The sequence below is a fragment of the Streptomyces sp. NPDC051963 genome (assembly GCF_044593495.1).
Taxonomy (GTDB): Bacteria; Actinomycetota; Actinomycetes; order Streptomycetales; family Streptomycetaceae; genus Streptomyces.
This window is the reverse complement of the sequence record NZ_JBIUCC010000003.1, coordinates 467,984-493,346: the sequence shown is the minus strand read 5'-3', so window position 1 is coordinate 493,346 and position 25,363 is coordinate 467,984. Positions and strand designations below refer to the sequence as shown.

General features: G+C 70.9%; 24 protein-coding genes. 13 read left to right on the top strand and 11 right to left on the bottom strand.

The features are described 5' to 3' along the window. The 4 genes from ACIHFB_RS14510 to ACIHFB_RS14495 form a co-directional block, all read right to left on the bottom strand. The gene (locus ACIHFB_RS14510) at positions 1-588 is read right to left on the bottom strand and encodes a hypothetical protein (protein ID WP_400126934.1); all 588 of its coding nucleotides are present in this window, start codon (positions 586-588) and stop codon (positions 1-3) included. Further along, on the bottom strand, positions 585-2,714 hold the full coding sequence (locus ACIHFB_RS14505) for a hydantoinase/oxoprolinase family protein (protein WP_400126933.1): 2,130 nt from the start codon (positions 2,712-2,714) through the stop codon (positions 585-587). Before ACIHFB_RS14505 ends, ACIHFB_RS14510 begins: the two co-directional genes overlap by 4 nt. Before the next feature lie 100 nt (positions 2,715-2,814). Further along, the gene (locus tag ACIHFB_RS14500) at positions 2,815-4,413 is read right to left on the bottom strand and encodes an FAD-dependent oxidoreductase (RefSeq protein ID WP_365285916.1); all 1,599 of its coding nucleotides are present in this window, start codon (positions 4,411-4,413) and stop codon (positions 2,815-2,817) included. Positions 4,414-4,463: 50 nt separating this feature from the next. Beyond that, positions 4,464-5,561 (bottom strand): LacI family DNA-binding transcriptional regulator, encoded by a 1,098-nt coding sequence (locus ACIHFB_RS14495; RefSeq protein WP_365285918.1) that lies wholly within the window; start codon positions 5,559-5,561, stop codon positions 4,464-4,466. 151 nt (positions 5,562-5,712) lie between these two features. Between ACIHFB_RS14495 and ACIHFB_RS14490 the strand changes: the two genes are divergently transcribed. The 4 genes from ACIHFB_RS14490 to ACIHFB_RS14475 all read left to right on the top strand — a co-directional run bounded on the left by ACIHFB_RS14490 (position 5,713) and on the right by ACIHFB_RS14475 (position 9,707). Beyond that, entirely contained in the window at positions 5,713-6,417 is a 705-nt protein-coding gene (locus ACIHFB_RS14490; RefSeq protein ID WP_365285921.1) for an NUDIX domain-containing protein, read from the top strand. A 92-nt stretch (positions 6,418-6,509) separates the two neighbouring features. After that, positions 6,510-7,496 carry an aldo/keto reductase gene (locus tag ACIHFB_RS14485; protein ID WP_400126932.1) on the top strand — a complete coding sequence of 329 codons (987 nt, stop codon included), beginning with the start codon at positions 6,510-6,512 and terminating at the stop codon, positions 7,494-7,496. Between the two features lie 58 nt (positions 7,497-7,554). After that, positions 7,555-8,370 carry a DUF427 domain-containing protein gene (locus ACIHFB_RS14480; RefSeq protein ID WP_400126931.1) on the top strand — a complete coding sequence of 272 codons (816 nt, stop codon included), beginning with the start codon at positions 7,555-7,557 and terminating at the stop codon, positions 8,368-8,370. Between the two features lie 227 nt (positions 8,371-8,597). Next, on the top strand, positions 8,598-9,707 hold the full coding sequence (locus ACIHFB_RS14475; protein ID WP_400126930.1) for a methyltransferase: 1,110 nt from the start codon (positions 8,598-8,600) through the stop codon (positions 9,705-9,707). A gap of 6 nt (positions 9,708-9,713) precedes the next feature. On the opposite strand, the gene ACIHFB_RS14470 is transcribed toward ACIHFB_RS14475, so the two are convergent. Together ACIHFB_RS14470 and ACIHFB_RS14465 are read right to left on the bottom strand one after the other, a co-directional pair. Beyond that, entirely contained in the window at positions 9,714-10,499 is a 786-nt protein-coding gene (locus tag ACIHFB_RS14470) for a GntR family transcriptional regulator (RefSeq protein ID WP_365285929.1), read from the bottom strand. Beyond that, positions 10,483-11,241 carry a PfkB family carbohydrate kinase gene (locus tag ACIHFB_RS14465; protein ID WP_400126929.1) on the bottom strand — a complete coding sequence of 253 codons (759 nt, stop codon included), beginning with the start codon at positions 11,239-11,241 and terminating at the stop codon, positions 10,483-10,485. The genes ACIHFB_RS14470 and ACIHFB_RS14465 overlap by 17 nt, the downstream gene beginning before the upstream one ends. A 302-nt stretch (positions 11,242-11,543) precedes the next feature. Between ACIHFB_RS14465 and ACIHFB_RS14460 the strand changes: the two genes are divergently transcribed. The 5 genes from ACIHFB_RS14460 (at position 11,544) to ACIHFB_RS14440 (ending at position 17,007) form a co-directional block, all read left to right on the top strand. Beyond that, positions 11,544-12,557: a sugar ABC transporter substrate-binding protein gene (locus tag ACIHFB_RS14460; protein ID WP_365285933.1), complete on the top strand. Its 1,014-nt coding sequence runs from the start codon at positions 11,544-11,546 to the stop codon at positions 12,555-12,557. Further along, positions 12,557-13,636, top strand: coding sequence for an ABC transporter permease (locus tag ACIHFB_RS14455; RefSeq protein WP_365285935.1), 1,080 nt, complete (start codon positions 12,557-12,559; stop codon positions 13,634-13,636). The genes ACIHFB_RS14460 and ACIHFB_RS14455 overlap by 1 nt, the downstream gene beginning before the upstream one ends. A gap of 4 nt (positions 13,637-13,640) precedes the next feature. Further along, entirely contained in the window at positions 13,641-14,555 is a 915-nt protein-coding gene (locus tag ACIHFB_RS14450; RefSeq protein ID WP_400126928.1) for an ATP-binding cassette domain-containing protein, read from the top strand. Between the two features lies 1 nt (position 14,556). Beyond that, positions 14,557-15,459 (top strand): sugar phosphate isomerase/epimerase, encoded by a 903-nt coding sequence (locus ACIHFB_RS14445; protein ID WP_365285939.1) that lies wholly within the window; start codon positions 14,557-14,559, stop codon positions 15,457-15,459. A gap of 222 nt (positions 15,460-15,681) precedes the next feature. Next, a complete protein-coding gene (locus ACIHFB_RS14440) occupies positions 15,682-17,007 on the top strand; it encodes a lipase family protein (RefSeq protein WP_400126927.1) in 1,326 nt (441 codons plus the stop codon). Positions 17,008-17,050: 43 nt separating this feature from the next. On the opposite strand, the gene ACIHFB_RS14435 is transcribed toward ACIHFB_RS14440, so the two are convergent. Both ACIHFB_RS14435 and ACIHFB_RS14430 read right to left on the bottom strand, forming a co-directional pair. Beyond that, the gene (locus ACIHFB_RS14435; RefSeq protein ID WP_400126926.1) at positions 17,051-18,055 is read right to left on the bottom strand and encodes a Gfo/Idh/MocA family oxidoreductase; all 1,005 of its coding nucleotides are present in this window, start codon (positions 18,053-18,055) and stop codon (positions 17,051-17,053) included. 128 nt (positions 18,056-18,183) lie between these two features. Continuing rightward, positions 18,184-19,326, bottom strand: a complete 1,143-nt coding sequence (locus ACIHFB_RS14430) for a phytanoyl-CoA dioxygenase family protein (RefSeq protein WP_400126925.1) — start codon at positions 19,324-19,326, stop codon at positions 18,184-18,186. Between the two features lie 118 nt (positions 19,327-19,444). Between ACIHFB_RS14430 and ACIHFB_RS14425 the strand changes: the two genes are divergently transcribed. Next, positions 19,445-20,467 (top strand): LacI family DNA-binding transcriptional regulator, encoded by a 1,023-nt coding sequence (locus tag ACIHFB_RS14425; protein WP_365285947.1) that lies wholly within the window; start codon positions 19,445-19,447, stop codon positions 20,465-20,467. Here the strand turns inward: ACIHFB_RS14425 and ACIHFB_RS14420 are convergent. After that, a complete protein-coding gene (locus tag ACIHFB_RS14420; RefSeq protein ID WP_400126924.1) occupies positions 20,457-21,608 on the bottom strand; it encodes a Gfo/Idh/MocA family protein in 1,152 nt (383 codons plus the stop codon). The two genes, ACIHFB_RS14425 and ACIHFB_RS14420, sit on opposite strands and share 11 nt — an antisense overlap. Positions 21,609-21,728: 120 nt before the next feature. On the opposite strand from ACIHFB_RS14420, the gene ACIHFB_RS14415 reads away from it, so the two are divergent. Both ACIHFB_RS14415 and ACIHFB_RS14410 read left to right on the top strand, forming a co-directional pair. Further along, positions 21,729-22,775, top strand: a complete 1,047-nt coding sequence (locus ACIHFB_RS14415; RefSeq protein WP_365285951.1) for a LacI family DNA-binding transcriptional regulator — start codon at positions 21,729-21,731, stop codon at positions 22,773-22,775. Positions 22,776-22,825: 50 nt separating this feature from the next. Further along, positions 22,826-23,479 carry a hypothetical protein gene (locus tag ACIHFB_RS14410; RefSeq protein WP_400126923.1) on the top strand — a complete coding sequence of 218 codons (654 nt, stop codon included), beginning with the start codon at positions 22,826-22,828 and terminating at the stop codon, positions 23,477-23,479. On the opposite strand, the gene ACIHFB_RS14405 is transcribed toward ACIHFB_RS14410, so the two are convergent. Next, complete coding sequence (locus ACIHFB_RS14405) at positions 23,469-23,813, bottom strand: cupin domain-containing protein (protein ID WP_400126922.1); 345 nt, start codon at positions 23,811-23,813, stop codon at positions 23,469-23,471. The genes ACIHFB_RS14410 and ACIHFB_RS14405 overlap by 11 nt on opposite strands. Before the next feature lie 156 nt (positions 23,814-23,969). Between ACIHFB_RS14405 and ACIHFB_RS14400 the strand changes: the two genes are divergently transcribed. Continuing rightward, a complete protein-coding gene (locus tag ACIHFB_RS14400; RefSeq protein ID WP_365285991.1) occupies positions 23,970-24,494 on the top strand; it encodes a hypothetical protein in 525 nt (174 codons plus the stop codon). Here the strand turns inward: ACIHFB_RS14400 and ACIHFB_RS14395 are convergent. Then, positions 24,487-25,308, bottom strand: coding sequence for a class I SAM-dependent methyltransferase (locus ACIHFB_RS14395; protein WP_400126921.1), 822 nt, complete (start codon positions 25,306-25,308; stop codon positions 24,487-24,489). The genes ACIHFB_RS14400 and ACIHFB_RS14395 overlap by 8 nt on opposite strands. Positions 25,309-25,363 lie beyond the last annotated feature (55 nt).

Here is a 25,363-nt window from a genome sequence, read left to right as displayed (position 1 = left end):
TCAGTTCTCTCTTCCGGGCCGGGGGAGTTCCGCGCGCAGCGCGGCGGTGAGGAGCAGGGGGCTGCGGCCGAGTCCGCAGACGGTTCGGGCGTAGGCGTGGGCGGCGACCTCCTCGGCACCGGCGACATGGCCGGCCAAGCGGTGGCGGCCGAGGCGCAGCACGGTGTGGTCGAGTGCCTGTCTGAGCGCGGCCTTGGCGGGCCCGTGGTGGAGGTGGGCGTGCGCGGCCTCGTGGGCGAGCGCGGCCGCGCGCACCGAGCCGGGCGGGTACCACGCTCGCCAGCCGCGTGCGTGGACCAACTCCTCGGCGAGCGCGATGGTGTCGGTGTAGAGCTCGACCGTCGGAGGCCGTGACGTGTAGCGGGCGAGCAGCATCCGCTCCAGGCCGTCGCGCCGCTCGACCACGCGCGCGGTGGACGGGACAGGGGCGAGCCGGGACCCGAACTCGTCTGCCCTACCGGCCCATTGGCGCAACAGTTCGCGGTCGCGGCCCTCGTGGGTGGGCGTGGCGGCCAGCAGTCGTACGGCCCATTCGAGGTCGTCGACGGACGCCGGATCACCCAACTGCTGCTCCGATGCGGCCGTCATGACCGCACCTCCAGGACCGCGACCACCGGCTCGTCGGCCGCGCGGGCCCGCAACTCGCTGCGGGCCAGCGCCAGTAGAGGCTGCGGATCGAGGACGCCGGACAGGTCGGCGATGCGGGAGCCGAGCAGCAGCCGCAGGGCGGGAGCGCGGACCCCGCCGTCGCCGTACGAGGTGGACTCGCCCACCAGTCGGGCGAGCACCTCCGGGGCGCCGGCCACGGTGGTGGTCTCCACGTGGGCGTCGGCGGCGTGGTGGCGTACGACGCCGTCCACGTCGACGATCCGTATGGGGCGGCGGACCGGCCGCAGGCGGCGGCGCGTCTCGGTGCCGTAGACGGTGTGGGCGGAGGTTCCCGCGAGGACCCGGACCGCCGCGGGGTCGGTCTTGAGACTGGCCGCCGCGGCACGGAGCCGCTCGGTGTCGTCGGCGCGGTGCGAGCGGTCCTGGGTGCGCAGTTCGGTGGCGCCGGTCGCGACCGCGCGCACGGTGCTGGTCTGCGGGTCGACGGTGACCTCGACCTCGACGCCTTCGGCGGCGGCGCCCTGGGCGACGACCGCCCGCTCGGCCTCGGCCCGGACGGCGAGGATCTGCTCCTGCGTGGCGCCGGGCACGATCCGCTCGACCTGTTCCCGTACCAGCGCGAGGGCGACTCCGATGGGGCTGATGACCTCGTTGTGGCGGGCGATCCGGCCCTCCATGTCGCCGGCGCGGGCGAGGTGCGGGGTCACGGACGCGGCACCGCCGCCTCCGCCGACGAGAACAGCTGTGTCCTTGTCGAGGCGGTAGTCGCGGATCATGGCGTCCACCACCGTCTTCACCTGGGCGATGCCCGCGTCGAGGATCCGCGTGGCCGCGCTCGCGACATCGGTACCGAGATGCGCGGCCAGCGGCGCGATCGAGGCACGTGCGCTCTCGGGGTCGCAGCGGGCGAAGTCGCCCTCGGGGACGAGGCCGAGGGCATTGGCGGCGCAGGTCATCGTGACGGCGAACCGTCCGCCCGCCGCGTCGATCACGGCGTAGTCGTCGGGGTCGCCGTCCAGGGGCCGGACGGTGTCCACGCTCGCGTCGCGCAGCTGGTCGGGGGAGGCGAAGCAGGCGTACGGCAGGCCCGCGATATGGGCGCTGCGCGGTCCCACGCCCGTCACCCGGCCTTCGCCGATCCGCACCATGGAGCCGCCGCCGACGCCGATGGTGCGCACGTCGAGGGCGCTGAGATACGAGGTCTTGCCGAGGATGGTGGCGTGCCGGACGGCGACCTTGCCGCGGCGTACGACGCTGATGTCGGTCGAGGTGCCTCCGGTCTCCAGGAACACGCCCTCGCTCACCCGCTCCTGCATCAGCGCGCCCGCGACTCCGGCGGCCGGTCCCGACAGGACCGTCAGAAGCGGGCGGCGGCGCATCTCGCCGAGGGCCATCACACCGCCGTCGCAGCGCATCACCATCAGCGGCGCGGTCACGCCGGCCTTGGTGATGGAGGCGTCGACGAGGTCGGCGGTGGCCAGCATGCGGGGCAGGATCGCCGCGTTGACCACGGCGGTGCGGGTGCGCTTGTGCAGCCCGTACAGCGAGGTGATCTCGTGCGCGGCGGTCATCGGCAGCCCGTACGGTCGTGCGGTGTCCAGGACGGCCTGCTCGCCCTCGGGGCGGTCGACGCTGAACGGCTCGCTGGCGACGAGGACTTGAGCGCCTTCGCCCTTCAGCTGTTCGACGGCGTGGCGGACGGCAGCCGTGTCCCGTGGGTCGGCGACATGCGCGTAGGCCAGCGGAAGCCCTTTGCCGGGGGCGAGTTCGAGCTTGCCGAACGCCGCGAGGCGGCGGGTGAGCACCGCCGCGGGGCCGGTTCCGATGCCGATCAGCCCGACGGTCGCCACATCGCCCTCCAGAAGGGCGTTGGTAGCCTGGGTCGTGCCGTGCGCCAGAAAGGCGACGTCGGCCGGGGCGCAGCCGGTCTGCTCCAGAAGCCGGTCGAGCGCCTCGACGATGCCGTGTGCGACGCCGTCCTCGTGATGGTGGCTGGTGGGGACCTTGACCTGCCCCAGGAGTTCGAGGGTCGTGGCGTCCACGGCCACGGCGTCGGTGAAGGTTCCGCCCACGTCGATGCCGACGCGGATGCGGGGTGTGTTCATGTCCGGGCACCTCCTTGTGCTGGATCGGTTCACGCGGGCGGTCACCGGGTGGGGCGGGTGGAGCCGCCCCACCCGGAACTCCCGTCCGCGAGGGGGTCGTTCAGTAGCCGCGTACGTCCGGCCAGTGGCGTTGCACTCCGTCGCGGTCGAGCAGTCGCGCGAACTCCTCGAACCGCTTGTCCTCGGCCTGCACCTGGTGCGGCTCGACGTCCTCGGCGACGCAGTGCGCGGCCAGGGCGCCGGCGACCTCGCCGACGTTCCACTCCACCGGGTGGAGCCGGTAGCAGCCGTTGGTGATGTGCGTGGTGCCGAGGTTCTTGCCGGCAGGCAGCAGATTGCGGATCCGGCGCGGCACGAGCGCGCCGAGCGGGATCTCGAACGGCACGGACCCGATGTCGATGTAGCCGTCCCCGCCGGTCGAGGGATGCAGGTCGATGCGGTAACTGCCGACACCCACCGAGTCGCGGTGCCGCGTGCCGCCGTACGGGCCGACCAGGTCGATCGCCACATCGTGCTCGGTGACGGTGGTGACGGCCTTGATACGGCGGGACTCGCGGACATAAGCCGCCTTGGCCAGGCCGTCCGCCGTGCCGGTCACGTCCGGGCGGATCCGCAGGCCCGGGAAGCCGGTCCCGCCGTCCGCGCGCGGCGCCTCGGTCTGCAGCCAGTACAGCAGCGACAGCGACAACTGCCGTGCCTCGCGCAGCGCTTCGGCCTCCTGGCCGATGTACGGCTTGAGCCAGTAGTCGTTGAGCGGCCAGTTGACGAGCGTGATGTCGGAGCCGAAGGCGCCGGGGGAGTGCAGCTTGCGGGCGAGGATACGGCGGAAGCCCCACAGCTCCTTGTCGCCGGCGTCGGCGCTCTGGTCGGCGGAGACGCTGAGCGGGTCGAGCTCGGGATTCGGTACGAAGGTCCGCGGCACCGGCTCCAGCGTGCGCGGGTCGGGTGCCTCGAAGCCGAGCAGCGGCCCCGGCCAGAACGAGGGCCGGTAGGTGCGCCAGAAGCCGTAGTCCTCGGGGCGGTCGATCGTGTGGTCCTCGCCCTCGTGGTGGGAGAGCGCGAAACAGACCGTGATGCCCTGCTGGTTGAGAGGCTGAGCCTCGTCCGGGGCGTGCGGCTCGTCGAACTCGGCGCGTGCCTCGGCCCCGTTCGCGTGCTCGACGCCCGCCAGGTGGAGGAGTTCGCCGGTCTCGGTGGCGTCCAGGACGTAACGGGCGGTGAGGGTGCGCCGCGTCCCGTCGCGCAGGTCCTTGAGGGTCACCGACCGTACGACATCGTTGTCGGACTCGGCGGAGACAGGCCGGTGCTCGGTGAGTACGGTCAGTCGTCCCGCGGCACGGTGGGGCGCGAGCATGCCCTCCAGGACGGCGAGGGCGACCTTCGGCTCGTGGCAGAGCTTGCTGACGCGGCCCGCTCCCGGGTTGAGGTCGGTGAGCGCCAGGGCCTCGGCGCGCAGCGGGTACCAGTGGCGGTAGTACCGCCGGATCTCCTCGCGCAGCCTCCGGTACGAGGCGGTCGTGCCGAACTGCTCGACCCACGGGTGCTCGTCGGGCGGTACGGCCTGGCTGGTGAGCTGGCCGCCGATCCAGTCCGTCTCCTCGGTGAGCACGACGCTGCGTCCTGCCCGGCAGGCGGCGAGTGCGGCGGCCACGCCGCCCAGACCGCCGCCCACGACGAGGATGTCGGCTTCGGGTATCACGCTTCTCCTAGCTGCTGGTTCGGGTTCTTGGGGCTCTGCATGGAGCGTGCTCAGGAACGGGCACGTGGCGGGCCGGCCGTCAGACCCGGACGGAAGACGCAGCCGACGAGTGGTTCTCGCGCCTCCTCGCCCGCGACGAGCGCGGCCAGCAGACGTACGGCCGCGGCCCCCAACTGCGGCCGGGGGATGGCGAATCCGGTCGGTTCGGGTTCATCCGCGAGGTCGGCGGGCGGGCTGCCGAGCAGTGCGAGCGACACCTCTCCGGGGCAGTCGAGGCCCGCCTCGCGCACGGCTGAGAGCAGGCCGCGCCAGGCCGCCCCGGTGTCGGTCTCCTCCGCGACGAAGGCAGTCACCCCTTCGTCGGCCCAGGCACGCAGCCGCTCGGGCGTCAGCTCCCGCTGCGGATCGGCGGACCGGAAGACGGTCGCCGGCCCGGAGGGGAGACCTGCCGCTTCCAGCCCTTCCAGGAAGCCGCGCTGACGGTCCGCCGAGGCGGGCGCGTCGTCGTCCTCGCGGACGAGGACCATCCGCCGGTGCCCCAACCCGGCGAGGTGGCCCACGACGTCACGGGTGGCCTCGACATAGTCCGCACCCACCCATGCCACGCCCTCCAACTCCTCGCGGCGGCCCAGGTGCACGACCGGGAAGCCGTCCTCGACCAGCCGCTTGAGCTCCTCCTGCGGGGTGTGCCGGCCCAGGAAGAGACAGCCGTCGGCGAGCCGGACCCGGCTCAGGGCGTCGGGACCCGCGGCTCCGGCGCCGCCGGTGCTCGACCCGGTGAACAGCACCAGGTCGTAGCCGAGCGCGGCCGCCTCGCGCTCCACGCCGACCAGGAAGGGGTAGTACGAGTGCTGCACATCGGTCGGGAACGTGGCGGTGAAGCTGAAGACGCCGAGGAGGTTGTTGCGGGCGGCGGCCAGTCGCCGGGCCGCCGGGTCGGGTACATAGCCCAGGCTGTGGGCTGCCTCCAGGACCCGGCGCCGCGTCTCCTCTGAGATCGTGCGCCCCTTGGCGTCGGGCTTCGCGGAGAGCACCAGGGACACGGTCGCCTGGGACACCCCCGCGAGCCGGGCCACCTCGGCCTGCCGGGGCCGTGACGTGCGTCCGGAAGGAGCGGGCGTACGTCCGGGCCGCTTCCTCTGTTCCACTGTGGCTTCTCTCCTCCGGGGCGGTTTCCGGCACCCGGTACTGTCCGCAGGGCCGTTAATGCGTATTACCTAATGCGCATTAACGAGAGACTGTGCACCCACCCGGCCGACGGGTCAAGGGTCGGGACAGAAGTGCGGTAGAAGTCGGGGCATGGCCATTTACCCTCGCCCTCGTGGCGGTGCTCGGTATTCGACGAACGCCGGCATCGACACACCCGACCGCCGCGGCCGCACCGGACTCGACCGGACCGGCCTGGACCTGACCGGCAACCCGCGCGTGAAGGTGCGGGAGGTGACCCTGCTCTCCAGCCACTGGTACGTCGAGCGCGCCACCACCTTCGACCTCCAGCAGGCCGACGGCACCTGGAGCACCCAGCAGCGCGAGACGCACGACCGCGGCAACGGGGCCACGATGCTGCTGTACGACACCGAACGCGAAACCGTGCTGCTCACCCGCCAGTTCCGCTACCCCGTCTACGTCAACGGCCATCCGGACGGAATGCTGATCGAGACGCCGGGCGGACTGCTCGACGACGATGACGAGCACCCCGAGATCGCCGTACGGCGTGAGGTGGTGGAGGAGACGGGGCACACGATCGGCGCCGTCCAGCATGTCTTCGACGTCTATATGAGCCCGGGCTCGGTCACCGAACGCGTCAGCTTCTACGCCGCCGAGTACGGACCGTCGACCCGCACCCACGAGGGCGGGGGACTGGACGAGGAGGGCGAGGACATCGAGATCCTCGAAGTGCCCTTCCGCAGGGCCCTGGAGATGATCCGCACCGGTGAGATCGCCGACGCCAAGACCATCATGCTGCTCCAGTGGGCTGCGCTGGAGGGGCCGTTCGCGGGCTGAAGCGGCGAAGTCCCTTGACTTGAAGCGCACTTCAAGCTGAAGACTCCCGTTCACGCGCCCCGAATGCGGGCGCGGAACGGGAGGCACCCACCATGAAGTACCGCACGATCGGCACCGACCCGAAGACCCGCCGTGAGGTGAGCGTGCTCGCGCTCGGCGCCATGCTGTTCGGCTCGCGCACCGACGAGGCGATCTCCTTCGCGGTGCTCGACCGCTATGTCGAGGCCGGCGGCAACTTCATCGACACCTCCGACAACTACGCCTTCTGGGAGGACGGAAGCCAGGGCGGGCAGAGCGAGGAACTCCTCGGCCGCTGGCGGCGCAGCCGCGGCGTCGGCGACGAGATCGTCATCGCGACCAAGCTCGGCGCCCGCCCCCTGGCCCCCGGCACCGGCTACGTCGACAACCCGGAGGGACTGTCGGCGAAGGTGATCCGTGAGGCGGCGGAGCGCAGCCGGGAACGGCTCGGCGTGGCGAAGCTGGATCTGCTGTACGCGCACATCGAGGACCGGAAAGTCCCCCTCCAGGAGACCGTCGAGGGGTTCGCCGAGCTGGTGGCCGAGGGCACGGTCGGTGTCCTCGGAGTGAGCAACCACGCCGTGTGGCGGGTGGAACGGGCCCGCGCACTCGCTTCCGCGGCCGGCCTCCCCGGCTACGAGGTGCTCCAGTACGCGCACAGCCACCTGCGGCCCCGCACCGACGTACCCGAGGACCTCTTCCCCGACGGCAGCCTCGGCCACGCCGGCGCCGAGCTGCTGAGCTATCTCAGGGCCGAGCCCGGACTGACCCTGATCGCCTACTCGCCGCTGCTGAAGGGCGCCTACACACGCCAGGACGTGCCCCTGCCCCCGGACTTCGACCACCCGGGCAGCCCGGCCCGTCTGAAGGTACTGCGCGAGGTCGCGAAGGAGACCGGCGCGACCGTCAACCAGGTGGTGCTGGCCTGGCAGATCGGCGGTGAACTGCCGATCCTCCCGCTGGCCGGGGCGTCGTCGGTGGCGCAGCTGGACGAGAACCTGGCCGCCGTGGACCTGGAGCTGGCCGTGGAGCAGCGGGCCCGGCTGGACGCGGCGCACTGACCGTGCCGGTGGGACGGCCCAGCAGTAGCCTGCTGTGAAAGCCGAAGGAGAGCAGGTCATGTCCATGCTTCCCACCGAGCGAGCCATCCGGACCACCCCCGAAGGCCTTCTCTGGGAGCCCGGCGAACGCTGGGTGCGGGGCGTCAAGGGCGAGGTCACCGTCGTCGACAGCCGGCACCCCGTCCTCGTCTGGGAGCCCGACCTGCCCGTTCCGCAGTACGCGTTCCCGCGCGAGGAGGTCCGTACCGACCTCCTCCGCCCCGCCAAGAACCCGCCGACCGGCACGCACACCGGTTCGCAAGTCTTCTACGACCTCGATGTCGACGGACAGGTCGTGGAGAACGCGGCATGGACCTTCCCCGCCGCCGACCTGGCCGGCCACATCGCCTTCGCGTGGTTCCTGCGCTGGGACAGGGGCCTCGACCACTGGTACGAGGAGGAAGAGGAGATCTTCGTCCACCCGCGCGACCCGCACAAACGGGTGGACGCGCTGCCCAGCAGCCGCCATGTCCAGGTCGAGATCGACGGCACGCTCGTCGCCGACACCCATCGCCCGGTGCTGCTGTTCGAGACCTCCCTGCCGACGCGGTACTACATCCCGCCCGAGGACGTCCGCCGCGACCTGTTCCTCGCCACCGACCACCAGACGGCATGCCCGTACAAGGGCACCGCCGAGTACTGGTCCTGGCGTGGCGAGGCCGACGTACCGCCGAACCTCCTCTGGAGCTATCCGGCCCCCCTCACCGCGGTGGCCGCGGTCAGGGGACGCCTGGCCTTCTTCAACGAAGCCGTCGACATCACCGTGGACGGCGAACGCCTGGAGCGCCCGGTCACCCCGTTCAGCGAGATGCTGGGCACCCGACCGCGGACGTAGCGGATCGCCGGGCGCCCACTGATAGCCTGTCGCCCCATCTTGGGAAAGGGCTGTACGTGACGCTCGGCATGGTTCTTTCATGACCCCTCCTCTCGCGCTTCGCCGCGGGAGTGACAGCCCTGCCCGTTCCGGGAAACCCCGGCCCGTGCCCTAGCGCGGGCGGTTCGGCCTGCCCCTCGTCGAAGTGCTCTTCGTGCCCCGCACGTTCCTTCACGAGGAGTCCCGTCGTGTCCACCATCAGCTGGACCGAAGCACACACCGTCCGAACCGCCCGCTGGCACTCCGAGAGCACGACCCCGCCCCCGAAGCGGGTGCTCGTGGCGGACGACCGCATGCCGGCCCACACCGCGTACCGACTAGCCTGCGAAGGCACCGCTCTGCTGTGGACGGGCGACTTCCACAACGCCCGTCAGCTGTTGCAGGCGCTCGGCCGACGCATCGACCGTACGGACCGCCCCCGCGGCGACAGCCCGCGCGAAGCGTTCCATCTGCACCGCCGGGCCCAGGGCCACCGCGCCCGGGTCCTCGGCAGGCTGCTCGTCCTCCTCGACGGCCACGCGCTGCATCTGCGCCGCGCCCCCGACGTACGCGAAGCCTGCACCGCCGCCTACGGCCCGCCGCCCGGCCGGCTCGTGGTCCCGCTCAGGGAGCTGCTGGGAGTGATCGGGGCGCACCAGTGGCGGGTCAAGGGCGTCGACGTACCCGCCCTCGGCGCCCGCATCCAACCCCACTACGGCGTGTTCTCCCCGGTCAGAGGCGAGTACGTCGACCTGGTCGCCGAAGCTCCGCTGCCCGGCCCCGGCACCGCCTTCGACCTGGGGACGGGCACCGGTGTGCTCGCCGCCCTCCTCGCCCACCGGGGCGTGGAGCGGGTCGTGGCCACGGACAGCGGCGTCCGCGCTCTGAACTGCGCCCGGGAGAACGTCCGGCGGCTCGGCCTCGCCGCCCGCGTCGACGTCGTGGGTCCCGCCCTGTATCCGGAGGGCCGGGCCCGGCTCGTCGTCTGCAATCCGCCCTGGCTCCCCGCCCGGCCGACCTCCGAGCTGGAGCACGGCGTGTACGACCCGGACGGCGGCATGCTGGACGGTTTCCTGCACGGGCTCGCCGCGCACCTGGAACCCGGAGGTGAGGGCTGGCTCGTCCTGTCCGACCTCGCGGAGCGCCTCGGACTGCGGACGAGGGAGCAGCTGCTGAGCACCATCGAGGAGGCGGGCCTGCGGGTGCTGGACCGGACCGACACCCGTCCGCGGCACCCACGCGCACGTGACGCCGAGGATCCCCTGCACGCGGCCCGCGCGGCCGAGGTCACCTCGCTGTGGCGGCTGGCCGTCGGGTGACCCGGATCAGGGCCTGACCAGCAGACGGAAGTCGAACGCGTACCGGGACGCACGGTAGATGTGCGTCCCGTACTCGACGGGCCGGCCCGTGTCGTCGTATGCCGTGCGCTGCATGGTGAGCAGGGCCGCGCCCTCCTTCTCGTCGAGGCGGGCGGCCTCGTCGGTGGTGGCGTTGCGGGCACCGACGGTCTGCCGGGCGCTGTGCAGGGTGAGGCCGGCGGAACGCAGCAGGCGGTACAGGCCGGTCGACTCGAGCCTCTCGGTGTCCAGCGGGAGCAGATCCGCCGGCAGGTAGTTGCAGAGGAACGCCACCGGCTGGCCGTGGGTGCGGCGCAGGCGCTCCAGGACGACGACCTCGGCGCCCTCCGCGAGACCGAGGGCGGCCGCGACGTCCGCGGGCGCCGGGATCCGCTCGTTGCGCACCACCTCCGTGGTGGGTCCCTGCCCGGCGGCCTCCAAGTCGTCGTAGAGACTGCTGAGTTCGAGCGGTCGCTTGACCTGGCTGTGCACCACCTGCGTGCCCACCCCTCGGCGGCGGACCAGCAGTCCCTTGTCGACGAGGGACTGGATGGCCTGGCGGACGGTGGGCCGGGACAGGCCGAGGCGGGTGGAGAGGTCGATCTCGTTGCCGAGGAGGTTGCCCGGCGCCAGCACGCCGTGCTCGATCGCCGCCTCCAGCTGCTGGGCGAGCTGGTAGTACAGCGGTACCGGGCTGCCCCGGTCCAGGGTGAAGTCCACCGAGCCGAGCCCGGGGGCGGTCACGGCACGCGCGGAGTCACCGGTCTTCGGCATGGACCCCGGCTTCCTGTGCTGAACGGCCGGCAGCGGCAGGGGAGTCGGCCGCGTACCGCACGGTCGTGACCAGATCCCAGCCGGACAGCAGCCCGTGGCAGAGCGCCCCGCCGAACACCCCGCCACCGCCGTGGCCGTCGACCGACTCGGCGGTGACAGGAGGGATCTCGGCCGTCGTGCCGTCCCGGTGCACGGCGAGGACGCCCCCGGTGCTCTGTTTGACCACCGCCAGCTCGACCCCCGCGTCGAGCAGCGCCCGTGCGCACGCCTGCGGTTCGCGTACGCCGGTCGCTATCTCGCACTCGTCGAGGGTGCCGACCGCGACGTTGGCGTGCCGCAGTGCCTCGGCGTAGTAAGGGCGGGCCTCCTCGGGGTCCGTCCAGGACTGCGGTCGCCAGTCCAGGTCGAAGACGGTGGTGCCCGCCCTGCCACGGGCCTTGAACGCGGCGAGGACCGCGGACCGTCTGGGTTCGTGGCTCAGACCGGTGCCGGTGATCCAGAAGACGCGGGCCGCGCGGATGGCGAAGCAGTCCATCTCGTAGGGATCGTCGCCGGTGCAGGTGAGCACGGCCGCGGAACGGCCCAGCAGGGCGGCGGCGACGGCGACGTCCGCGGCCGTGTCCCCGAGGAATCCCCCGAAGGTCTCCGCGCGGGTCAGAGGTACCCGGGACTGAAGGGGGTAGAGATCGACTCCGATGCGGCCCATCGTGATGAGATCGAAGGGCTGGGCTGACTCGGCCATACGCGCTCCTCGTCGAGCTCTGCTGGGGGAAGCTGGTCCCAGGGGGCCTGCCGACTCTCAGGTTGTAAGGTGCTTAGGGTGCTGCTGTCAATAGTTTGTTCTTACATTCGGACCTGAGCGTGAAATGATGTCTTGACAAAGTATTGACAGCGGGCATGCCAGGGGATTTGATCCCGTCCCAAACACATCAGCCGCGTTCGGCGGTGCAAGACTCGGACCCTGGGGGGGTCCGGGCTCTCGGATCCCCGAGATCCGCCGCCTTTTCCCGTCGCTCCCCCGTCGCACAGTGAGGTGCAGGAAAGATGGACCGCTCTTCTCGCTCCCGCAGATTCGCCCCCGTTGTGGCCCTGGCCGCGGCAGCCGCCCTGACCCTCGCAGGCTGCTCCAGCAGCTCCGGCGGCAAGAAGGCCGAGGAGAGCGCGGACGGCGCCTCCGCGGGCAAGGCCACCACACCCCGGATGACGGTCGCTCTGGTCACCCACCAGGCGCCCGGTGACACCTTCTGGGACATCGTCCGCAAGGGTGCCGAGGCCGCCGCGGCCAAGGACAACATCAAGCTCATCTACTCCGCCGACCCCAATGCGGGCAACCAGGCCAGCCTGGTGCAGAACGCGATCGACCAGAAGGTCGACGGCATCGCGATCACCCTCGCCAAGCCCGACGCCCTGAAGGACGTCGTGAGCAAGGCGACGGCGGCGAACATACCCGTCGTCGGCCTCAACTCCGGTGTCAGCGAATGGCAGAAGCTCGGCCTGATGGAGTTCTTCGGCCAGGACGAGACGGTGGCCGGTGAGGCGCTCGGCAAGCGGCTGAACGAGGCCGGCGCCAAGAAGGCCGTCTGTGTCATCCAGGAGCAGGGCAACATCGGCCTCACCCAGCGCTGTGACGGCGTCGAGAAGACGTTCTCGGGCACGGTCGAGACCCTGAACGTCAACGGCACCGACATGCCGTCCGTGAAGTCGACGATCACCGCCAAGCTCAGCCAGGACAAGGCGATCGACTACGTCGTCGCGCTCGGCGCCCCGTTCGCGCTGACGGCCGCGCAGTCGGTGTCCGAGTCGGGCAGCAAGGCCAAGGTCGCCACCTTCGACCTGAACAAGGACCTGACCGGCGCCATCAGCAAGGGCAGCATCGAGTTCGCCGTCGACCAGCAGCCCTACCTCCAGGGCTACCTGGCGATCGACTCGCTGTGGCTCTACAAGAACAACGGCAACTACATGGGCGGCGGCGAGGCACCCGTGCTGACCGGCCCGGCCTTCGTCGACAAGAGCAACGTCGATGCCGTCGCCGAGTTTGCCGCGAAGGGCACTCGGTGATGAGCATGGCCCAACAGGCTGAGCCGGCGGTGACCACACCGCCGGCCCCCGGCCCCGGCAAGGAAACCGACGGGCGGACCACCGAACGTCCCCTGGTGATCCGGCTGTTGGCCCGACCCGAGGTCGGGGTGTTCCTCGGTGCCGTGGCCGTGTATGTGTTCTTCCTGGTCGCGGCGCCGCCGGTGCGTGACGGCAGCTCGATGGCCAACATCCTGTACCAGTCGTCGACCATCGGGATCATGGCGCTGCCCGTGGCTCTGCTGATGATCGGCGGCGAGTTCGACCTGTCGGCCGGTGTCGCCGTCATCACCTCGGCGCTCACCGCCGCGATGCTCGCCTACCAGCTGAGCATGAACGTCTGGGTCGGCGTGATCGTCGCGCTGCTGGTCTCGCTGGCGGTCGGCTTCCTGAACGGGTGGCTGGTGGTCAAGACCGGGTTGCCGAGCTTCCTGATCACCCTGGGCACCTTCCTGATCCTCCAGGGTGTCAACCTCGCCGTCACCAAGCTGGTCACCGGCAATGTCGCCACCGACGACATCAGCGACATGGACGGCTTCAGTCAGGCGCAGAAGGTCTTCGCCTCGTCGTTCGAGGTCGGCGGCGTCAATGTGAAGATCACCATCGTGTACTGGCTGGTCTTCGCGGCGCTGGCGACCTGGGTGCTGCTGCGTACGAAGTACGGCAACTGGATCTTCGCGGTCGGCGGCAACAAGGAGTCGGCACGGGCGGTCGGTGTGCCGGTGACGTTCACGAAGATCTCGCTGTTCATGCTGGTCGGCCTGGGTGCCTGGTTCGTCGGTATGCACCAGCTGTTCACCTTCAACACGGTGCAGTCCGGTGAGGGTGTCGGTCAGGAGCTGATCTACATCTCCGCGGCGGTGATCGGTGGTTGTCTGCTGACCGGTGGTGCCGGTTCGGCGATCGGTCCGGTCTTCGGTGCGTTCATGTTCGGCATGGTGCAGCAGGGCATCGTCTACGCCGGCTGGAACCCCGACTGGTTCAAGGCCTTCCTCGGCGTGATGCTCCTCGGCGCCGTTCTGATCAATCTGTGGGTCAGCCGCACGGCGACCAGGAGGTGACCCCATGACATCCACGAACGGAACCGGCACCCACGGCGCCATCCTCGCGGACAAGGCCCCCACGAAGGACGGGCCGCTCGTCGAACTGCGCAACGCGGGCAAGGCGTACGGCAACATCCGCGCTCTGCACGGTGTCGACCTGAAGGTCTTCCCTCAGCAGGTCACCTGTGTCCTCGGTGACAACGGCGCCGGCAAGTCCACCCTCATCAAGATCATCTCGGGGCTGCACCAGCACACCGAGGGCGAGTTCCTCGTCGACGGCGAACCGGTGCACTTCTCCACCCCCCGCCAGGCCCTCGACTGCGGCATCGCCACCGTCTACCAGGACCTCGCCGTGGTCCCGCTGATGCCGGTGTGGCGGAACTTCTTCCTCGGCTCGGAGATGACCAAGGGGCCCTGGCCGGTCCGCCGCCTCGACATCGAGCAGATGAAGAAGACCGCCGACGAAGAGCTGCGCAACATGGGCATCATCCTCGATGACCTGGAGCAGCCCATCGGCACGCTGTCCGGCGGTCAGCGCCAGTGCGTGGCGATCGCCCGCGCCGTCTACTTCGGCGCCCGCGTCCTCATCCTGGACGAGCCCACCGCCGCCCTGGGCGTCAAGCAGTCCGGTGTGGTCCTGAAGTACGTGGCCGCCGCCCGCGAGCGGGGTCTCGGCGTCATCTTCATCACCCACAACCCGCACCACGCCTACATGGTCGGCGACCACTTCAGCGTGCTGCGCCTGGGCACCATGGAACTGTCGGCCGAGCGCAGCGAGATCTCGCTGGAGGAGCTCACCAACCACATGGCCGGCGGCACCGAACTCGCCGCCCTCAAGCACGAGTTGTCCCAGGTACGCGGCGTCGACGTGGAGGAACTCCCCGAGGCCGAGGACCTCCAGGCCCCCGTGGCGACCTCCCCCGAGAAGAAGGCGTGACATGACCCCTGCGCTGGACCGCATCCGGGTCGGCTCGGCCCCCGACTCCTGGGGCGTCTGGTTCCCCGACGACCCCGTTCAGGTGCCCTGGGAACGCTTCCTGGACGAGGTCACGGAAGCCGGATACTCCTGGATCGAACTGGGCCCGTACGGCTATCTCCCGACCGATCCGGCCCGGCTCACCGACGAGGTGGCCAGGCGTGATCTGAAGGTGTCGGCCGGCACGGTCTTCACCGGGCTGCACCGTGGCCCCTCCGTCTGGGAGTCCACCTGGGAGCACGTCAGCCAGGTCGCCGCACTCACCCAGGCGATGGGCGCGCGGCACCTGGTCGTCATCCCGTCCTTCTGGCGCGACGACAAGACCGCCGAGATCCTCGAACCGCCGGAGCTGACGGGCGAGCAGTGGGCCCACCTGACCAAGGGCATGGAGCGGCTCGGACACGAGGTCAAGGAGACGTACGGTCTCGACATCGTCGTCCATCCGCACGCCGACACCCACATCGACACCGAGGGCCACGTCGAGCGCTTCCTGGACTCGACCGACTCCGAACTGGTCAACCTCTGCCTGGACACCGGCCATTACGCCTACTGCGGCGGCGACAGCGTCAAGCTGATCGAGACGTACGGCGAACGCATCGGCTATCTGCACCTCAAGCAGGTCGACCCGGAGATCCTGGCCGACGTGGTGGCGAACGGGGTGCCGTTCGGGCCGGCGGTGCAGCGTGGCGTGATGTGCGAGCCCCCGTCCGGGGTACCGGAGTTGGAGCCGGTTCTGGTCGCGGCGCAGAAGCTGGGCGTCGAACTGTTCGCGATCGTCGAGCAGGACATGTACCCGTGCGAGCCCGACAAGCCGCTGCCCATCGCTGTCCGTACTCGCAAGTTCCTGCGGTCCTGCGGCGCCTGACCACGGGAAAAGATCCTTGTGAGAAACAGAGCGTCATATTACTGAAGCGTAATAATCCGAGGGATACCGCGAGTAACTTACCTGTGAGTAGGGTCGCGGCAATCCACTGTGGAGCGGTCCGAGGACGCCGTGGGACGACGTGCGTCCTCGACCCCACCCTGCCCGGCCTCGCCCCACGAGACCGGGCGGGCCGCTCCGCATTCCTCTCCCAGGAGGACTGCCATGTCTCTCGGAAGACGCCTGCTCATAGCGGTGTCCACCGCCGCCTGTCTCGGCGCCCAGGCCCTGCCTGCCGCCGCGGCGACGGAATCGGATGCCGAAGTGGTGTCCCGTGGTGTCACGATCCCCGCGTTCTACAACCCGCCGGCCTCGCTGCCGACGGCGAACGGCGCGCTGATCCGCAGTGAGCCGCTGCACCTGGCCCTGAGCCTGCCCGGCCTGAACGGACCGCTGCCGGGCGAGGCGACCCGTCTGATGTACAAGTCCACCGACTCGGGCGGCAAACCGGTGGCCGTCACCGGCGCCTACATCGAACCCGCCGCCACCTGGAAGGGCTCCGGTCCACGTCCGCTCGTCGCGGTGGCACCCGGCACCATGGGGCAGGGCGACCAGTGCGCGGCCTCCATGGGCCTGGAACACCCGCTGAGCCTCAACGGCCGGACGCTGTCCGTCGGTTACGAGAATCTGGCGATCTACCGGCTCCTCGCCAAGGGCGTCGCGGTCGTCGTCACCGACTACGCCGGCCTCGGCGCGACGGACCGGCTGCACACCTACGTCAACCGCGTCGACGAGGCGCACGCGGTACTGGACGCCGTCCGCGCCGCCCGCACCCTGGCCGGAGCGTCGGTCACCTCCGGGTCGAGCGTGGGACTGTTCGGCTACAGCCAGGGCGGCGGTGCCTCGGCCGCGGCAGCCGAGCTCCAGCCCACGTACGCCCCGGAGTTGACCCTTGCCGGCACCTACGCGGGCGCACCGCCGGCCGACCTGAACGTGGTCACGGAGGCCATCGACGGCAGCGACCTGGCCGGGGCCCTGGGCTGGTCGCTCAACGGCTTCCTCCAGTCGGACCCGTCTCTGCAACCGATCGCCGACGCGCACCTCAACGACAAGGGCAAGGCCGCACTGAAGGACCTGTCGACGATGTGCGTCGGCGACGCGCTCTTCGGCTACGCCTTCGCCAACAGCACGAAGTGGACCAAGGACGGCCGGTCCATCAGCGACATCATCCGGTCCGAACCCGAGGTCCAGGCCTTCCTCGACGAGCAGCGCATCGGCACGCTGCGGCCGACGAGCCCGGTCCGCCTGGCCACGGGCACCGCGGACAATCTCGTCCCGCACGGACAGGCACGCGATCTCGCCGCCGCCTGGTGCAAGAAGGGAGTCGACATCACCTACAAGGCGGTGATCCTGCCCGGCCTCGGCGACGCACTGCTCAACCACTTCGCACCCCTGCTCGCCGACCAGGGCTCCGCGATCTCGTGGCTGACCGACCGCCTGGCGGGCGAACCGGCGAAGTCCAACTGCTGGAGCATGCCCGTACAGCCATGAGAACAGGGCTCGGCGGTCCGGCCGCCGAGCCCCATGGCATACGTCAGACCGAGCGCACTTCCTCGATCGTCACCGGCCGGTGCTCGTGCAGCGACAGCGTGCACGCGTCCGCGATCCAGCCCGCCTCCAGCGCGTCCGCCACCGTGCACGGCGAGGGCCGGGTACCGGCCACGACCTCGGTGAACGCGGTGAGTTCGGCGCGGTAGGCCGCGGTGAAGCGGTCCATGAAGAAGTCGTGCGGGGTGCCGGCCGGGAAGGTCACCCCGGGCTCGACCGAGCGCAGCGGCAACTTGTCCTCCAGACCGACGGCGATGGAGTCCGCGAAACCGTGGATCTCCATCCGGACGTCGTAACCCCGGGCGTTGTGACGGGAGTTGGAGACCACGGCGATCGTGCCGTCGTCGAGGGTGAGGATGGCGCCGGTGGTGTCGGCGTCGCCCGCCTCCTTGATGTAGTCGGCACCCCGGTTGGCGCCGACCGCGTACACCTCGGTCACCTCGCGGCCGGTCACCCAGCGGATGATGTCGAAGTCGTGCACCGAGCAGTCGCGGAAGATGCCACCGGAGGCGGCGATGTACGCGGCCGGCGGCGGCGCCGGGTCGAGCGTGGTCGACCGTACGGTGTGCAGCTTGCCCAGCTCACCGCTCTGCACGGCGGCACGCGCGGCGACGAACCCGGCGTCGAAGCGCCGGTTGTAGCCGATCTGGATCGGTACGCCGCTGCCCTCTACGGCCCTGAGCACCTCGACGCCCTCGGCCATGGTCCTGGCGACGGGCTTCTCGCAGAAGACGGGGATGCCGGCCTCGACGCCGGCCAGGATCAGGGCGGGGTGGGCGTCCGTCGCGGCCGCGACGACGATGCCGTCCACGCCGGCGGCCAGCAGGGCCTCGGGCGAGTCCGCGACCTCGGCGCCGAACCGCTCGGCGGCGGCCTTGGCGGCGTCCGCGAACGGGTCGGTGACGACGAGCGACTCGACCACGTCGAGTCCGGAGAGGGTCTCGGCGTGGAAGGCGCCGATGCGGCCGAGGCCGAGGATTCCGATGCGCATGAGCTCCGCTGCTTCCTGTGTGTGGTTGCTGTCCGTTGCCGGGGCTCCGCCCCGGACCCCGATCGCCCTTCGGGCTCGTCCTCGATCGCCGGACGGGCTCGATTTCCGATGCCGTCCGTCAGGTCCTTTCAGCTGTCGCGCCGCTGCGCGCCGGCCCGCAGTTCGTCCCGCAGCGCCTCGGGTGTCCATGCCTCGTGCACCGCCCGCCGTACGACGTCCGCCTGGGCGGGCGGGGCCAGGCCGTCCACCGGCGGGTCGTTGTCGAGGTTGGTGGGGAAGGCGTAGCCCTCGGCGCCTGCGGCGATGACGTTGTCCAGCCACCGCTCGCCTTCGGACCTGCGCTTCAGCAGCACAGGGAAGAGTGCGTTCACGATCGCCTCCCGGTCCACCGTCTCCATCGCGCGGCCGAACGCGGAGGACACCTGGAGGAGGTTGGCCATCCGGCGCACGTCCTGCGAGCGGTTGGTGCCGGCGGCGTGGAAGACGGCCGGGTTGAAGAAGACGGCGTCGCCCTTGGCGAGCGGGAGTTGGACGTGCCGGTCCTCGAAGTACGCCTGGAACTCCGGCAGTCGCCACGCCAGATAGCCCGGCTCGTACCGCTGTGAGTACGGCAGGTACATCGTCGGGCCGGTGTCGACGGGCATGTCGCCATGGGCGACCGCGCCCTGGAGGGTGAGCACGGGGGAGAGGCGGTGCACGCGCGCGGGGTAGGCGGCCGCCGTCTCGTCGGAGAGGAAGCCCAGGTGGTAGTCCCGGTGTGCGGTCTGCGCCGCACCGCCCGGGTTGACCACGTTGATCTGTGAGGTGACCTGGTAGCCGGGGCCGAGCCAGGCGTCCGATACGAGCGCCACGACGTCGTTGGCGTAGTAGTCGGCGAACGCCTCGGGGTCGTACAGCGCCGCCTTCTCCAGCGCGTTCCACACCCGGTCGTTCGCGCCGGGCTTCGCGAAGTGGTCACCGGCGGTCGCGCCCGAGGCGCGCTGCTCGGCGATCAGGGCGTCGAAGACGGCGGTCAGCCGGTCGACGGCAGCCGGATCAGGAAAGGCCGCCTGGAAGACGACGATGCCGGGTCCGTCGGTGAGCGCGCGGACCAACTCGGCCTGGAGGTCCCGGCGGCTCACATCGCCCAGCCGGTCGCTGTCGTAGACCAGGACGTTCCGCGCCACGGATGCCGCGTGGGGGTAGTCGGCGGCATCGGTCTTCTGCTCGACCAGCGCGCGGAACGCGCCGAGATCGCAGTCTCGGCCGGAGAGCCAGGAGGTGGAGGACATCGTCGTCCCTTCGGTGACAGCGGCGACTCAATGCTGTCATTCTTGTCAGCACAAACCCCTCGAACAACCAGCAGACAGCCGTCAAAAACCCCTCAAGGAAATCCGAGGAGACGTCCGTATGGGTCACCCCTTCCCGATCCGGGAGATCGCACGTCAGGCGGGGCTGAGCGAGGCCACCGTCGATCGGGTGCTCAACGAGCGGGGCGGCGTGCGGGAGAGCACCGTGCGCGAGGTCCGGCAGGCCATCGCCGACCTGGACCGGCAGCGCACCCAGGTCCGGCTGGTCGGCCGCACCTTCATGATCGACATCGTGATGCAGACGCCGGAGCGGTTCTCCACCGCCGTACGCGCCGCCCTGGAGGCCGAACTGCCGTCCCTGCACCCGGCCGTGGTGCGCTCCCGTTTCCACTTCCGCGAGACCGGCCCGGTGCAGGAGCTGACCGCGACCCTGGACCGGATCGCCCGGCGCGGCTCGCAGGGCGTGATCCTCAAGGCGCCCGACGTCCCCGAGATCACGGCCGCGGTCACCAGGATCGTGGAGGCGGGCATACCCGTGGTGACCCTGGTGACGGACCTGCCCGCCACCCCGCGCCTCGCTTACGTCGGCATCGACAACCGGGCTGCCGGTGCGACCGCCGCGTACCTCATGGGCCAGTGGCTCGGGGACCGCCCCGGCAATGTGCTCACCAGCCTCAGCAGCGAGTTCTTCCGCAACGAGGAGGAGCGCGAGATGGGCTTCCGCGGCGCGATGCGCACCCGGCATCCCGACCGTGCGCTGGTCGAGATAGCCGAGGGGCAGGGACTCGACGCCACGCAGTACGACCTCGTCAGCGCCGCCCTCGAACGCGACCCCGACATCCGCGCGGTCTACTCGATCGGCGGCGGCAACATCGCGACTTTGCGCGCCTTCGAGGACCTGGGCCGGGAGTGCGCGGTGTTCGTCGCGCACGACCTCGACCACGACAACACCCGGCTGCTGCGCGAGCACCGGCTGTCCGCCGTCCTCCACCACGACCTGCGCCAGGACATGCGCGAGGCCTGCCATCTCGTCATGCGGGCCCAGGGAGCGCTGCCGCCCGCGGGACCGACCCTGCCGTCCGCGATCCAGGTCGTGACCCCGTACAACATGCCTACGGCGTGACCCAGGTGCCGCTCTCGGCGGACCGGGCCATCGCGTCGAGTACGGCCGCACTGTGCACGGCGTCCGCAAGGGTCGCGCCGTACGACGTGCCCTCCGCGATCGAGCGGAGGAAGCGGTGGGCCTCGATGACCTTGAGGTCGTCGTAGCCCATGCTGTTGGCCGCGCCGGGCTGGAAGGCCGCGTACTCGCCGTGGCCCGGGCCGACGTAGACCGTGCTGACGGGCTGGTCCTGGTAGGCCGTGCCGCGGCTGACGCCGAGTTCGTTCATACGGCGGAAGTCCCAGAGGACGGCGCCCTTGGTGCCGTGGACCTCGAAGCCGTAGTTGTTCTGCTCGCCGACGGCGACACGGCTGGCTTCCAGGACGCCGTGGGCGCCGCAGGCGAAGCGCAGCAGGCAGCTGACGTAGTCCTCGTTCTCGACCGGGCCGAGTTCGCCGCCCGTGGCGCGGGCGTGGCCGGCGGTGGCGCCGGTGGGGCGGGCCCGCTCGGGGACGAAGATCGCCGTGTCGGCGGTGAGGGAGGCGATGTCACCCAGCAGGAAGCGGGCCAGGTCCGCTCCGTGCGAGGCGAGGTCGCCCAGCACTCCGCTGCCGCCGCGCTCCCGCTCGTACCGCCAGGTCAGCGCGCCCTCGGGATGCGCCGCGTAGTCGCTGAACAGCCGGATGCGGACATGGGTGACCGTGCCGATGTCGCCGGCGGCGATCAGCTCGCGGGCGGCCGCGACGGCAGGGGCGTTGCGGTAGTTGAAGCCGACGGCGCTCTGCACGCCCGCCTTGGTCACGGCGTCGGCGACCGCCCGGGCGTCCTCGGCGGTGAGGCCGACCGGCTTCTCGATCCAGATGTGCTTGCCCGCCTCGGCCATCGCGACGCCGATCTCGCGGTGCAGGAAGTTCGGGGCGGTGATGCTGACCGCCTGGACGCGCGGGTCGGTGGCCACCTCGCGCCAGTCACGGGTGGTGGAGGCGAAGCCGAACTGCGCGGCGGCCTCCTCGGCCCGGCCGGGCACCTCCTCGGCGACGCTCACGAGCCGGGGCCGCAGGGGCAGTTGGGGGTAGTGGTGCAGGACGCGGGCATACGCCTGGGTGTGCACCCGGCCCATCCAGCCGAATCCGATGACGGCGACACCGAGCGCATCCACCATGACAGCCCCTCTTCTGGCTCTTTGGACCGGTCCATTGCCTGCCCAGGCCACCCTGAGCGCGGTCACTGCCTGTGTCAAGGCCCTTTGACAAGCGCCGGGCCTCATGGAACGGTCCAAACCATGAGAGCGCCGACGATCCGAGACGTGGCCGAACTGGCCGGTGTCTCCAAGTCGCTGGTCTCGCTGGTGCTGCGTGGCTCCGCCCAGGTGCGGCCGGAGAAGCGGGAGGCCGTGCTACGAGCGGTGAGCGAGCTCGGCTACCGGCCGAACGCCGCCGCGCGCAGCCTCAGCGAGCAGCGCTCCCTCCCCCACTCTCGGCTGCGCTCGAGCGGGGGGACCCCCATGGTCGGCGTCCTCCTCAACGACCTGCGCAACCCCTGGTTCGTCGATCTGCTCGACGGCCTCAACTCGCTGCTGCACGACAACGGCCTGCACATGCTCCTGGCCGACGCCCGCCTCAACCGCCGCATAGGCCAGGACCTCGCCCGTCCCTTCCTGGACCTACAGGTCGACGGCCTGGTCGTGGTCGGCACCCTGCCCGACCCGGCGGCGCTCGGAGACGTTGCCGTACGGATCCCGGTCGTCGCCGCGGGCGCGCGCGAGGCCGTGCCGGCCGGTGTCGACGTGGTCGCGGGCGACGACGAGAAGGGCGCGCGGCTGGTCACCGAGCACCTCATCGGGCTCGGCCACCGGCGTATCGCGCACATCGCGGGCTTCGGCGCGGTCGGCGAGCTGCGGCGGCGCAGCTTCGAGGCGACGATGCGGGCGCACGGCCTCGCGGACGGCGCGGTGGTCGAACCGAGCGACATGACGGAGGAGGGCGGCTACCGGACGACCGTACGGCTGCTCAGCCGCCCCGACCGGCCGACCGCCGTCTTCGCCGTGAACGACATCGCGTCCGTCGGCGCCCTGTCGGCGGCCGACGAGCTGGGCCTGCGCGTCCCACACGATGTCTCCGTCGTCGGCTACGACAACACCAGCATCTCCCGCCTGCGCCACGTCTGGCTCACCACCGTCGACAACGCCGGCCACGAGGTCGGCCGCCGCGCCGCCCGCCGCCTCCTCGACCGCTTCGAAGGACGCGGGGGAGAGGGGGGCGTCCACCTGGCCACGCCGACGCTGGAGATCCGCGGGACCACCGCATCCCCGAGTGATCAGGTCCGGTAGCCTGACCGCTCGACATCCGGGGGGATCTCTTGCGAACGACATCGACCGTTGTGACGGCTGCCGTGGCATGTCTGGTGGCGGGGACCACCGTGGTCGGCTGTTCGGACGGCACCACGCCGGAGCGGTCCGCCCAGCAGATGCTCGACGACGCGAACGACACGATGAGTGCGCTCAAGTCGGTGACCATCGACTCGGTCACCACCAAGACCACCGGTGATCGCTTCTCCAGCCGGGTGACGACCGATCTGAGGACCAGGTGTGCGTCCAAGGTGACCTGGCCCAATGGGGCCGTCCTCGAACAGATCCGGATCGGCGGGACGGACTATGTCCGACCGAATCGCACCTACCTCGACAAGTGGTCGGGCCGGTCCACGGCCGGTGCGGAGAAGCAGGACATCTGGATCAAGAAACCGACCAGCGAGGCGGTGCCGGGCGACGGGCTGGTCGCATGTCCCCGGGAGTTCGCCTCCTTCGGCACGGCGAAGAAGGGCGGGACGACGAAGGTCGACGGCAGCAAGGCGACCGCGCTGGTGGTGACCGACAAGGCGGACAAGGGCAGCACCTACACCTTCTACGTCACCACCGAGGGCAAGCGGTACATCCTCAAGGTCGTCTACAAGAGCGCCGACCTCGACACCACCACCACGTACAGCGGCTTCGACGAGCCCGTGGCCGTGCGGCCCCCGGCGAAGGTCACAGGTTGATCGCGTACGCCTTGCGCAGCGTCTCGTGCACCGTCCACGTCGTACGGTCCCCCTCGCGCAGCACGGCCATGTCGCCCGGCCGGACCGTCAGCGTCGCCCCGCCCTCCACCTCGATGGTCGCCGACCCGCTGACCACGACGAACAGCTCGTCCGCCTCGGTGTCGGTGACGACCCCGGGTGTGATCTGCCAGATCCCGCGGACCTGCCGCCCGTCCTCCGACTCCCACACCACCTTGCCGGTCACCTCGGGCGTCCCGGAGACGATCTGCTCCGGGGCGAGCGGCTCGGGTTCGAGTTCGGCGTCGGGGATGTGGAGTACGAAGCTGTGGGTCATGGGGCGACCCTAGCGAGGGTGATCGTCGGGCGGCGCCGACACAGTGTGGGGGATCGGGCCATGGGGGCGGACACTTCGTCGCGTGCCGGGTGGCGGGGACGAAGGCGCCGGGTGATCGTTTACGGGACATTTCATACGGCCGTGAAGAGAGCACCCATGGTGGCCAAACCGGCGTCCCTCCCCGAATCGCACCCGCACGACACGCGGTCGGCCGTGCTGTTCGGCGGCGTCTACGGCTCCGTACTGGCCTGCGCCATGGTCGCCGCGCTCACCCAGTACGGCCACGCATCCCGCGCGAGCCGCCGCTACGACGCCCTCTGGCTGCTGGTGACCGCGCTCGCCTCCGCCCTCGCGCACGGCTACGCGCACATCATCGCCGAGCGCGGACCGCACCGCGGCTGGGCCGCCCTGCGCTCGGTGCTGCGCACCCTCCTCGACGAATGGCCACTGGTCACGGCCGTAGTCCCCACCGTCTTCATCCTTGCCGGAGCGGGCTGGGGCTGGTGGCCCCCGAACGGCGTCGAGTACCCGGCGTTCGTCCTGAACATCAGCCTCCTCTTCACCCTGGGCCTGGTCACCGCCCGCTGGGCCGGACGCGGCTGGGGCTCCGCCCTGCTGATCGGCGCGGCGGACGCGATGCTCGGGCTGGTCGTCGTCGTGGCGAACGCGGTCATCAAGTAGGGCTCTCCCGCCCTTCGCCCTTGCGCCCGCTCACCGCCCAGGCCCGGGCGGTGAGCGGGATCGAGCCGTCCGGCCGACTGGACACCGCCGTCTCGTACGCGTCCCGCAGCCGGTCCCGGTCGGGCTCCGTGAGGGAGGCCACGTATCCGGGCGCGGGGCCCTGTCCGGCGAGGAACGGCTGCCACAGGTCGGTGAAGTCGGCGAAGACCGTGGGCACTTCGAGCGCGGTGACGGACACGTCCACCAGCGCCGCGCCCGTCCACAACGCGCGGAGCGCGTCCGGCCGGCAGTCCGGAAACCGGCGGCCCTCGTCGAGCGCCGCCGCGGCGGGGTCCAGCGCGACGGCCGTGTCCCAGAAGCGGCGCAGGAACTGCATCCCCTCGGAGTAGTCCCACACATAGGCCGCGGCCAGACCGCCGGGGCGCAGCGCCCGTACCATCCCGGCGACCGCCTCGGCGGGCCGCGGAAGGAAGTTCAGCGTCAGACCGCTGACCACCACGTCGTACGCCGCATCCCGCACCGGAAGTGACGACGCGTCCGCCACGAGACAGCGCACCGGGCCGGGAACCGTGGCGCGGGCCGAGCCCACGAACGCCTCGGACCGGTCGCACGCCACGATCCGAAGAGGTGAGCGCCTCGCGGCCACGACCGCCGACAGCGCACCCGTCCCGCAGCCCACGTCGAGCCAGCGCAGACCGTCCGCGCAGTCGAGCCGCGCGACGAACTCCTCCGCCACCGCTCGGCTCCACCGGCCCATGTACCGCTCGTAGGCGGCCCCCGCCGCCCACACGTCGAACCGCCGCTGCTCCTGCATGGCTCCACGATCCCGGGATTCCCGGTCGTGTGCGCCCCGAGGAGCCGGGATGAAC

Bases quoted from the DNA above. Each gene is read 5' to 3' on its own strand.
- ACIHFB_RS14435 (WP_400126926.1), bottom strand. From the start codon at position 18,055: ATGCGCATCGGAATCCTCGGCCTCGGCCGCATCGGCGCCTTCCACGCC.
- ACIHFB_RS14470 (WP_365285929.1), bottom strand. From the start codon at position 10,499: ATGCCGAAGACCGGTGACTCCGCGCGTGCCGTGACCGCCCCCGGGCTC.
- ACIHFB_RS14455 (WP_365285935.1), top strand. From the start codon at position 12,557: ATGAGCATGGCCCAACAGGCTGAGCCGGCGGTGACCACACCGCCGGCC.
- ACIHFB_RS14450 (WP_400126928.1), top strand. From the start codon at position 13,641: ATGACATCCACGAACGGAACCGGCACCCACGGCGCCATCCTCGCGGAC.
- ACIHFB_RS14480 (WP_400126931.1), top strand. From the start codon at position 7,555: ATGTCCATGCTTCCCACCGAGCGAGCCATCCGGACCACCCCCGAAGGC.
- ACIHFB_RS14465 (WP_400126929.1), bottom strand. From the start codon at position 11,241: ATGGCCGAGTCAGCCCAGCCCTTCGATCTCATCACGATGGGCCGCATC.
- ACIHFB_RS14395 (WP_400126921.1), bottom strand. From the start codon at position 25,308: ATGCAGGAGCAGCGGCGGTTCGACGTGTGGGCGGCGGGGGCCGCCTAC.
- ACIHFB_RS14420 (WP_400126924.1), bottom strand. From the start codon at position 21,608: ATGGTGGATGCGCTCGGTGTCGCCGTCATCGGATTCGGCTGGATGGGC.
- ACIHFB_RS14415 (WP_365285951.1), top strand. From the start codon at position 21,729: ATGAGAGCGCCGACGATCCGAGACGTGGCCGAACTGGCCGGTGTCTCC.
- ACIHFB_RS14505 (WP_400126933.1), bottom strand. From the start codon at position 2,714: ATGAACACACCCCGCATCCGCGTCGGCATCGACGTGGGCGGAACCTTC.
- ACIHFB_RS14445 (WP_365285939.1), top strand. From the start codon at position 14,557: ATGACCCCTGCGCTGGACCGCATCCGGGTCGGCTCGGCCCCCGACTCC.
- ACIHFB_RS14440 (WP_400126927.1), top strand. From the start codon at position 15,682: ATGTCTCTCGGAAGACGCCTGCTCATAGCGGTGTCCACCGCCGCCTGT.
- ACIHFB_RS14510 (WP_400126934.1), bottom strand. From the start codon at position 588: ATGACGGCCGCATCGGAGCAGCAGTTGGGTGATCCGGCGTCCGTCGAC.
- ACIHFB_RS14490 (WP_365285921.1), top strand. From the start codon at position 5,713: ATGGCCATTTACCCTCGCCCTCGTGGCGGTGCTCGGTATTCGACGAAC.
- ACIHFB_RS14430 (WP_400126925.1), bottom strand. From the start codon at position 19,326: ATGTCCTCCACCTCCTGGCTCTCCGGCCGAGACTGCGATCTCGGCGCG.
- ACIHFB_RS14400 (WP_365285991.1), top strand. From the start codon at position 23,970: ATGGTGGCCAAACCGGCGTCCCTCCCCGAATCGCACCCGCACGACACG.
- ACIHFB_RS14405 (WP_400126922.1), bottom strand. From the start codon at position 23,813: ATGACCCACAGCTTCGTACTCCACATCCCCGACGCCGAACTCGAACCC.
- ACIHFB_RS14425 (WP_365285947.1), top strand. From the start codon at position 19,445: ATGGGTCACCCCTTCCCGATCCGGGAGATCGCACGTCAGGCGGGGCTG.
- ACIHFB_RS14460 (WP_365285933.1), top strand. From the start codon at position 11,544: ATGGACCGCTCTTCTCGCTCCCGCAGATTCGCCCCCGTTGTGGCCCTG.
- ACIHFB_RS14485 (WP_400126932.1), top strand. From the start codon at position 6,510: ATGAAGTACCGCACGATCGGCACCGACCCGAAGACCCGCCGTGAGGTG.